The 8379-nt window shown below is 66.4% G+C and carries 10 protein-coding genes; 3 read left to right on the forward strand and 7 right to left on the reverse strand.

Translation table 11 applies throughout. The annotated features are described in order from the left end of the window. A partial coding sequence (locus tag VF497_RS17085) for an MOSC domain-containing protein (RefSeq protein ID WP_330890967.1) occupies positions 1 to 627 on the reverse strand: 627 nt, incomplete at its 3' end. A 98-nt stretch (positions 628 to 725) separates the two neighbouring features. Here VF497_RS17085 and VF497_RS17090 point away from each other — a divergent pair. Further along, positions 726 to 2009, forward strand: a complete 1284-nt coding sequence (locus VF497_RS17090) for an NTP/NDP exchange transporter (protein ID WP_330890969.1) — start codon at positions 726 to 728, stop codon at positions 2007 to 2009. A 74-nt stretch (positions 2010 to 2083) separates the two neighbouring features. Here the strand turns inward: VF497_RS17090 and VF497_RS17095 are convergent, their stop codons facing one another. From VF497_RS17095 to VF497_RS17120, 6 genes are all read right to left on the reverse strand, one after another. Then, the gene (locus VF497_RS17095; protein ID WP_330890971.1) at positions 2084 to 2989 is read right to left on the reverse strand and encodes an FAD:protein FMN transferase; all 906 of its coding nucleotides are present in this window, start codon (positions 2987 to 2989) and stop codon (positions 2084 to 2086) included. Positions 2990 to 3004: 15 nt separating this feature from the next. Continuing rightward, on the reverse strand, positions 3005 to 4180 hold the full coding sequence (locus VF497_RS17100) for a DUF3570 domain-containing protein (RefSeq protein WP_330890973.1): 1176 nt from the start codon (positions 4178 to 4180) through the stop codon (positions 3005 to 3007). Positions 4181 to 4257: 77 nt separating this feature from the next. After that, a complete protein-coding gene (locus tag VF497_RS17105) occupies positions 4258 to 4488 on the reverse strand; it encodes a DUF4266 domain-containing protein (RefSeq protein WP_330890975.1) in 231 nt (76 codons plus the stop codon). Beyond that, positions 4478 to 4969 (reverse strand): TlpA disulfide reductase family protein, encoded by a 492-nt coding sequence (locus VF497_RS17110; protein WP_330890977.1) that lies wholly within the window; start codon positions 4967 to 4969, stop codon positions 4478 to 4480. The genes VF497_RS17105 and VF497_RS17110 overlap by 11 nt, the downstream gene beginning before the upstream one ends. Positions 4970 to 5037: 68 nt before the next feature. Next, positions 5038 to 5940 (reverse strand): hypothetical protein, encoded by a 903-nt coding sequence (locus tag VF497_RS17115; protein ID WP_330890979.1) that lies wholly within the window; start codon positions 5938 to 5940, stop codon positions 5038 to 5040. Further along, on the reverse strand, positions 5937 to 6965 hold the full coding sequence (locus tag VF497_RS17120; RefSeq protein ID WP_330890981.1) for a plastocyanin/azurin family copper-binding protein: 1029 nt from the start codon (positions 6963 to 6965) through the stop codon (positions 5937 to 5939). Before VF497_RS17120 ends, VF497_RS17115 begins: the two co-directional genes overlap by 4 nt. A 202-nt stretch (positions 6966 to 7167) precedes the next feature. Here VF497_RS17120 and VF497_RS17125 point away from each other — a divergent pair, with 202 nt between their 5' ends. Together VF497_RS17125 and VF497_RS17130 are read left to right on the forward strand one after the other, a co-directional pair. Continuing rightward, positions 7168 to 7770 carry an RNA polymerase sigma factor gene (locus VF497_RS17125; protein ID WP_330890983.1) on the forward strand — a complete coding sequence of 201 codons (603 nt, stop codon included), beginning with the start codon at positions 7168 to 7170 and terminating at the stop codon, positions 7768 to 7770. Next, a partial coding sequence (locus VF497_RS17130; protein ID WP_330890985.1) for a zf-HC2 domain-containing protein occupies positions 7767 to 8379 on the forward strand: 613 nt, incomplete at its 3' end. The genes VF497_RS17125 and VF497_RS17130, both read left to right, overlap by 4 nt.

The following is an 8379-nucleotide window of genomic DNA, read 5'->3' on the forward strand; positions in this document are numbered from 1 at the left end:
GCAAGGCTTGACCACGTCGAACTCGACTTCGCCGACACGGATGCGTTTCCAGCCGTCCTCGGCGTGCGGTTCGGTGTCGGCGACGACGAGATTCGGGCGGAAGCGCAGCGCTGGCACCGGCGCGGCCAGTTTCGAGGTGAGCAGGTCGAGTGCGGCCTGCGAGATCAGCAGCAGCGGGAAACCGTCGGCGAAGCTGACTTCGTCGCCGGCGCGCGCGTATTTCGCGTCGACCGCGCGCACGCATTCCGCATCCATGTGCACGAGGCGCGCGGGCGCGCCGAGGAACTTGCTCAGCCACGCGTTCGGTGCTTCGTCGGCGAGCAGCGGCGCGACCGCGTTGTCCCATACCGCCGTGTCGATGCGCCGGCCGTGGGTATCGGGCACGGGTACGCGAATGCCCGCGGTCGCAGGCGCGTCGAGATGCAGCGAGCCGTCCGCGTTCGGCAGCGCGCGGATCAGGGTCAGGCGCGCATGCTTGCGCCCGGTCAGGAACTTGCCGTCGGCATCGATCACCATCCAGCGCCGGTCGCGCGCGAGCCCGCGCGTTTCCACCGCTGACGACTTGAGCGTCACCGGGGCACAGGACTTGACCGGATAGATGTGGATCGAAGCGAGAGGGAAGGCCATAGTCGAAGAATACGGCAAGCGCATCGCCGCGGGGAGAAGGGCGGCAAACCGCGCCGCACATGTTACCCTTCACGCCCCCGGCAATCGGCGACGGCCCCTTGGCGACATCCAGCACCGAACAGCAGCGCGGCCTCTTCCGCGTCGAGTCCGCGGAATGGCCGGCGCTGATCCTCTCTTGCGCTTATTTCTTTTGCGTGCTCGCGGCGTACTACGTGTTGCGTCCGGTACAAGGGCAGTTGGCGGCAGCGAGCGGCTCGCAGGTATTGTTCCAGTTCTATCTGACGACCTTCATCGTCACTCTGATCCTGACCCCGGTCTACGGCTGGCTGATCGCGCGCTTTCCGCGCAAGCATTTCGTGCCGATCGTGTATGCGTTCTTCATCGTCAACCTGCTTGCATTCATCCCTGTGTTCGAGGCGCAGGGCGAGCTCAATCCGCGCGTGCTCGGCCAGGTGTTTTTCGTCTGGATGAGCGTGTTCAACCTGTTCGTCGTCGCGGTGTTCTGGAGTTTCGTCGCCGACATTTTCAGCGCCGATCAAGCGTATCGCCTGTTCGGCGTCGTCGCGCTCGGCGGCACCCTCGGCGCGATCGCAGGTCCTCTGCTGACCAAATACCTGGTGCACGTGATCGGCATCGGTCCGCTGCTCGGCGTTTCCGCGGCGTTGCTCGCGGGCGCGATAGCCTGCGTGCTCGGTCTGGTCGCCTGGTCGCGCCGGCATCCGGTGGCGAGGGACGTGCGGCGCAACGAAGAGGTCATCGGCGGCGGTTTCTGGGCCGGTGCCAAGCTCGTGTTCGGATCGAAGTTCCTGCGCCGCATCGCCCTGCTCGTGCTGCTCGGGGACAGCGTCGGCGGCGTGCTCTACAACCTGCAGACCGACATCGGCCATCAGTATCTGGACGGCGCCGCGCGCACGGAGTTCTTCGCCAACGTCGATTTTGCGACGAACGCGCTGATGGCATTGATCCAGATTTTCGTCACGCGCTTGGCGTTGACGCGGTTCGGCCCCGCGCGCAGCGTGAGCGCGACCGAGCTGGTCAAATTTCTGACCCTGGTCACGCTCGCATTGGTCGGACAGCCCGCTGCGGTGGCCGCGGCGCTGATCGTCACGCGCGCCGGTTCCTACGGCATCAACAATCCCGCAATCGACAGCCTGTACACGCGCGTCGACCGTGAAACGCGCTACAAAGCCAAGGGCTTTGTCGATACCGCCGTGTGGCGCTTCGGCGACGTCGCCGTGGTCGGCGTGCTCTCGCTGCTGCGCGATTTCGGATATGCCGCGCCGTCGTTCTTCGCGGCGCTTGGCGCACTGGCCTCGATCAGCGCGGCGTGGATTGCCTGGCGCCTGCGCGACGCGCGTGAGTTGGCACCGGAGCAGCGGTGATTTCGTAGGGGCTCGATTCATCGAGCCCGGTCGACATCGCGAAAATCCAGAGCCGAGCTCGATGAATCGAGCCCCTACGTTGCCGATTCGATGTTGCCGCGTGCGCGCCCGTCGGCATCGAGAGCGAGCCAGGGCAGGTCAAGTTCGCGCAGGTATTCAGCGCCGCGTTCGACCCCGAGCAGCATCGCCAACGTCGATGCTGCGCCGGCGACGAGGCAACTGTCGGCGAGCACACTAACGCTGGCGAAACTTTCCACGGGCCGCCCGCGCAGCGGATCGACGATGTGCGAGTAGCGTTTGCCGTCGACGATCATCACGCGCTCGTAGTCGCCGCTTGTGGCCAGGCCGCCGCGGTCGAGTTCGATGCTCGCGTATACTTTTTCCGGACTGCGCGGCGCCTTGATTCCGGCCAGCCACGCGCTGCCGTCGGCATGCGCGCCGATGACGGCGAGGTCGCCGCCAAGATCGACGACGCCGTGCGCGACTCCGTTCTGCCGGCAGATTTCCGCGGCACGGTCGGCCGCGTATTCCTTGACCACGCCACCGAAGTCGATGTGCATGCCCGCGATAGGCAAGGTCAGATAGGGGCGCCGCCATTCGACGCGATGCCAGCCGGTGCGCGCGAGGGCCTCGTCGATTTGCGCCTGCGCGGGCACGCGTCCACTTTGCAGGTCCCATAACTTCGTCAGCGCGCCGGCGGTGATGTCGAAGCGGCCCGCGCTCTGTGCGTGCAGCGCGGCGGCGAAGTCGACCAGGTTCGTCGCTTCCTCATCGAGTTCGACTGCGCGCCCGCTGCCCGCGCTCGCGCACAGGCACGCGAGCCAGTTGCCGCTGCGGTAGTGCGAATATTTTTCGTCGAGGCGTGCGACTTCGGCCTGCGCTTTCGCCGCCGCGGCGCTTGCGCCGGACTCAAAATCCGTTTCGAGCTGGATCTCGCAAGGGCAGCCCATGCTCGAAAACGCGTAGCGGTGCAGGTCCATTGCCGCACTCTCGCATCAGTCGATGCCGAAATCGAGCCCCGCCCAGACGCGTGTCGAGTCGACCAGGGCCGGCACGGCCGCACCACTGTCGAGCGCCAGGCCTTTAGCGCTGTGGTAGCGCTCGGCGCCGAGGCTGAATTCCCAGCGGCCGATCGCCTTGCGGATATTTATACTTGTGGAAAATGCGCCAAACGTGCCGAGGCGATAATCGCTCGAGTAGTAACGCTGCCCGGCCGGCGCGGCGAGGAACGGCGCATAGAAGCGCGCCGCCGACTGGCTGTACCAGCGCAACGTCGGAATCAGGCGCCAGCCGTGGCCGAGGCCCTGATACCAGGACGCTTCGATGGTATGCGAGGTCAGGCCCCAGCTGTCCTGCGCATAGCGGTAATCGAGGTGCAGGGCGGCGTCGATCTGCGCATATGAGCGGCGATAACGCACGAGCCCGGCGGCTTCGACGCGCCGGTCGGGGCGCCGTTCGGCAACGATGTCCGCACCGTAGGAAAACAATTTGTACGGATCGGTCAGGTAACCGTGGCCGAGGTTGACTTGCACGCCGGCCTGCAGCACGGAATCACGGTCGAGCACCCAGGCGAGGCTGGCGAACGTGGAAGCGGTGTTTTTCGTCGCATGCGTGATGCGGTTGTACAGCGCCGCGTCGGTCGGCTCGATCAGGTCGTGCGAGAAGCTGCCGCCGTAGCCGAGCGTGGTCGCGGCATCGAGCGGCTGGCTGCGTTCCACGCCGATCGCGGTGGCGCGGTAGTCGCGCTCTTTCGAGTATGAGGCGGTGTAGGTCGTGTTCGCGCTCGTGCCGGGACCCTGCGTCAGCGCGACCGACAGCGCGCTGCGATGGTCGCGTATCGTGGCGCCACTCAACACCTGCACCGGGTGCTGCTGTGCGTCGGGGGCGACGAACCAGGGCGATGAACCGCTCATCACCTCGTGCGTCGCATCAAGCTTGAGGCCCCAGGCGCCGCCGTCGAGTTTGGTGTCGACGGCGAGCTGCTGCGAAAGCACGCGATAGCGGCGCGGGTCGCCGACCACCGTGCCGTGGAGCGCGTCTTCGTCGTACTCGGAAAAACGATAGCTCGCGCGCGTATTCGCCTCGTCGCTGTCGGCGGCGTTGGCGTGCGCGGCTGGCAGCAAGGCCGCGGCGGCGGAGAGCAGGGCGGCGAGCGGAGCGGACGGGCGCATGGGAGAATTTTTCCTCAAGAACTGGATCCCGGATCAACGCACATCCCTGTGCTGTCCGGGATGACGACATCCTGTCGTCAATTGCACCCGCAGCCGCCGCCGGCGGCGCCGATCGTGCCGTTCGATCCTTCCTTGCTGAAGTAGGCGTGCTGCTTCATCGCCGTCTGCACCGAGTCCGGGTCCCAGCGCATGTCCCAGCGCGCGAGGTGCGCGCGTTCCCACGGCTGCACGGGCGTGGTCGCGCAGGCGGCCAGCGACGCGCCGCATGCGAGCGCACAGACCAGACGAAGTAAAAGATCAGGACGCATGCGCAGGTTCCTTGGCGAGCTTGTCGATCTCCTGCCGCAGCGTGTCGATGTCGGCAGACTTGAAACCCTGGCCGCGCCAGCGTACGACGCCGTTGCGATCGATCAGGTACGAGGTCGGCATGCCGATCAAGCCGTAGGCCTTCGGTACCTCACCGGCGGGATCGAGCACGATCGCGTAACCGACCGGATGTGCGGCGAGGAATTTCTCCGCATCGGCGCGCGTCTCGTCGACGTTGACCGCGAGGATCGCGAACGCATCGCCCGGCAGCGAGGCGCGCAGCTTCTCGTATTGCGGCATCGCCTCGCGGCACGGACTGCACCACGAGGCCCAGAAGTCGACGAAGACGACTTTGCCATGCAGGTCGGCGAGGCCGAGTGGCGCGTCCTTGCCGAGCTGCGGCAGACGGAAATCCGGGGCGCGTTCGCCGACGCCGACCGCCGGCGCCGCGCCGGCTGCGAACAGCATCACGGCGGCGAGCATCGCAAGCACTGCGCGGCGAGGCCGAGATGCCTCCGGCTTCGCCGCAGGCGAGCTCCTTGCGTGCCGGTTCATGGGCAGGCCAGTCCGCTGATGCCGGTCAGGCGGACCAGATCCATCGAGCCGCTCGAGTAGGCCGGTATGACCGGATTCCATTGCGCGGTGGCGTTGTTGCAGTCGCTGAATTTCAGGGTCAGCGTACCCCAGTTGCTGCGCACGATCCGGGTCTTGTCGAAGTTCGGCGGGAACATGCCACCGCTGCCCGTTTGCACCTGCAGCGTCGCGGTGTCGCCGACATAGCTGCCCTGACCAACCAGCCAGAGATTGTTGCCGGCATTGTCGTACACATACCAGAACGCGAGCATGCCGTTGTCCTGGCCGGGCCCCTTGAGCACCTCGACGTTGAAGCCGTGGCCGGATTGCGCCGGCAGGTACCAGGAACCGGTGATGCCCGCCACGATCGCGAAGGTTGGCGCCGCCGCGGTCACGGTCAGGCCGATGGGCAACGAATGAGTCAGGCTGCCGGAGGTGCCGGTGACGGTGATGCTCGAAGTGCCGGTCGCGGCGCCGGCGTCAGCGTTAAGGGTCAGCACGTTGGAAGCAAAGTTCGCGGTAACGCCGGACGGCAGGCCGCTGGCACTGAAAACGACGTTGCCGGAGAAGCCATCCATCGGTGTGACCGTGATCGTATCGCTGACGCTGCCGCCCTGGACGAGGCTGAGGTTGTACGACTGCGCGGCGAGGCTGAAATCCGGCGTCGGTGGCGGGTAGCCATAGTCCTGTGTGGTCACGATGCCTGCCGTGCCGACGCCGAGCTGCGGCAGGCGCGAATCCGGAGCCTGTCCGCCGACGCCGACCGCCTGCGTGGCGCCGGCCGCGAACAGCATCACCGCGGCGAACATCGCGACCGCCGTGCGGCGGAGCCGAGATGCCTTCGGCTTCGCCGCGGGCGAGGTCCTTGCGTAGCTGCTCATGGGCAAGCCAGTCCGCTGACGCCACTGAGGCGGACGAGGTCCATCGAGCCGCTCGGGTAGGCCGGGATGACCGGATTCCATTGCGCCGTGGCGTTGTTGCAGTCGCTGAACTTCAGGGTCAGCGTGCCCCAGTTGGTGCGCACGATCCGGGTCTTGTCGAAGTTCGGCGGGAACATGCCGCCGCTGCCCGACAGAACGTTGAGCGTTGCGGTATCGCCGACATAGCTGCCCTGGCCGACCAGCCAGAGATTGTTGCCAGCGTTGTCGTAGACGTACCAGAACGCGAGGAAGCCGTTGTCCTGACCCGGACCCTTGAGCACCTCGACATTGAAGCCATGGCCGGATTGCGCCGGCAGATACCAGGAACCGGTGATGCCCGGCACGATCGCGAAGGTTGGCGCTGCGGCGGTCACGGTCAGGCCGATGGGCAGCGAATGGGTCAGGTTGCCGGACGTGCCGGTGATGGTGATGCTCGAAGTGCCGGTCGCGGCGCCGGCGTCGGCGTTCAGGGTCAGTACGTTGGAAGCAAAGCTTGCGGTAATGCCCGAGGGCAGGCCGCTCGCGCTGAAGGCGACATTGCCGGAGAAGCCGTTCGTCGGCGTGACCGTGATCGTGTCGCTGGCGCTGCCGCCCTGGGCGACGCTGAGGTTGTTCGACTGCGCCGCGAGGCCGAAATCGGGCGGCGGGCTGTTGTCCTGCACGGTGATCATGCCAGCCATGCCGACGCCGCCCGGGGCGCCGTGGATTTCGCAGTAGTAGCGAAAGCTGCCCGCGGTATTGAATGCAGGCGTGGTGAAGCTCCAACTGCTCGAACTGGCCGCGCCGCTGGTGAACAGCCCGGTATCGGAAACGGCATTGTGGAAGCCGCCGGCGTTGTGGAAGGTGACGGTGTCGCCCTTGTTGATCGTCAGGCTCGACGGAGAGAACGACAGGCCGCTGCCGCCGACGCTGACGGCATGGTCGGCGGCGTTCGCCGATGCGGCGGCAAACAGCAGGATGGACAGTAGGGAAACGTACTTGGGCATGGGCTGGCTCCGGTGGCGCATCGAGAGGACAATCGGCGGAGGTCACGGATTGCCGCCGTATCCGCCGTTGTGTTGCGTGTATTCCCGCCATCGGCGCAAAGGTTCATCGCGCCGGCGATGTGGGTGCGACGAGTAGGTCCAGCGCAAGATTGAACCGCCTTCCCCGGTCCCGGAATAGACGGAAATGGCAAGAGACGCATCCATGTTTGCAAGGCCGGGCGCCAACGCGATTGTGCAGTCGAAACCGCACGTTACGGCCGGCGCGGGCGATGCGGAGCTGGTTGCGCGCGTTGCGCGTGGCGATGCGCGCGCGTTCGAGGACCTGTACCGCAGCTATTTCCCGCGCCTGACGCGTTTCATCGAACGCACGACGCGGCGGCCGGAGCTGGTCGAGGAAATTCTCAACGACACGATGTTCGTCGTCTCCACCAACGCGCACAAATACGACGGCTCGTCCAAGGTCTCGACCTGGATCTTCGCGATCGCCTGGCGCAAATCGCTCAAGGCGCTGCGCGACGTCGACGTTCCGGTCGATGCGGACGAGGGCATCGAAGCCGTGGCCGACGATGCGGAGCCAAGGCACGAGGTGATGCGCGCACAGCTGCGCCGCGTGTTGTCCGAGGCGGTCGACGCACTCTCGCCCAACCATCGCGCGGTGATCGAACTGACCTACTTCCACGAGATCGGCTATCACGAAATCGCGCAGATCATGGGTTGCCCGGTCGATACCGTGAAGACGCGCATGTTCCACGCGCGCCGGCGCCTGAAGGCGCTGCTGCCCGAACGCCTGGAGGACATCCTGTGAGCACACGTGTCGTCAATCTGGATTCCACCCACAACGTGGTGCGCGACCTGCTGCCGTGGTTCGTCACCGGAACGCTGGGTGAGACCGAAGCCCGTCTTGTCGACGGGCATCTGCAGACCTGCGCGGCCTGCCGTGGCGAACTCGAGTGGGAGCGGCAGTTGCGTGAGGCGAACAATGTCGCGTTGCCTGGCCGCGACGTTGACCGCGCGTTCGCGGCATTGCGCGCACGCCTGCCTGCGCCTGTGTGCACGACGCCGTCCTGGCGCGAACGGTTGCATGCCTGGCGCGAGAACCTGCTGCCGCGGCCGTGGCTGGGCCGGGTGTTGGCGGCGCAGATGGTTTTGATCGCCGGTCTTGTCGTCACACTCGCGTCGACACGCGTGCAGACGGCGGACGAAGCACACACTTATCGCGCGTTGTCGCGCCCGGTGGCGGCGGAGCCGGCGCGCCTCGTCGTCGCCTTCGCGCCGCACACCGAGGTGGCCGAACTGCGCCGCGTGTTGCTCGCCAGCGGCGCGCGCATCGTCGACGGACCGACCGCGGCCGACGCCTACATCCTCGCCGTCGCTCCGGAAAAACTCGATGCCGCTGTACAACAGTTGCGTGCGG

Source organism: Rudaea sp. (genome assembly GCF_036383415.1).
Taxonomy (GTDB): Bacteria; Pseudomonadota; Gammaproteobacteria; order Xanthomonadales; family Rhodanobacteraceae; genus Rudaea.

Bases quoted from the DNA above. Each gene is read 5' to 3' on its own strand.
- VF497_RS17110 (WP_330890977.1), bottom strand. From the start codon at position 4,969: ATGCTCGCCGCCGTGATGCTGTTCGCAGCCGGCGCGGCGCCGGCGGTC.
- VF497_RS17100 (WP_330890973.1), bottom strand. From the start codon at position 4,180: ATGCGCCCGTCCGCTCCGCTCGCCGCCCTGCTCTCCGCCGCCGCGGCC.
- VF497_RS17115 (WP_330890979.1), bottom strand. From the start codon at position 5,940: ATGAGCAGCTACGCAAGGACCTCGCCCGCGGCGAAGCCGAAGGCATCT.
- VF497_RS17095 (WP_330890971.1), bottom strand. From the start codon at position 2,989: ATGGACCTGCACCGCTACGCGTTTTCGAGCATGGGCTGCCCTTGCGAG.
- VF497_RS17125 (WP_330890983.1), top strand. From the start codon at position 7,168: ATGTTTGCAAGGCCGGGCGCCAACGCGATTGTGCAGTCGAAACCGCAC.
- VF497_RS17120 (WP_330890981.1), bottom strand. From the start codon at position 6,965: ATGCCCAAGTACGTTTCCCTACTGTCCATCCTGCTGTTTGCCGCCGCA.
- VF497_RS17105 (WP_330890975.1), bottom strand. From the start codon at position 4,488: ATGCGTCCTGATCTTTTACTTCGTCTGGTCTGTGCGCTCGCATGCGGC.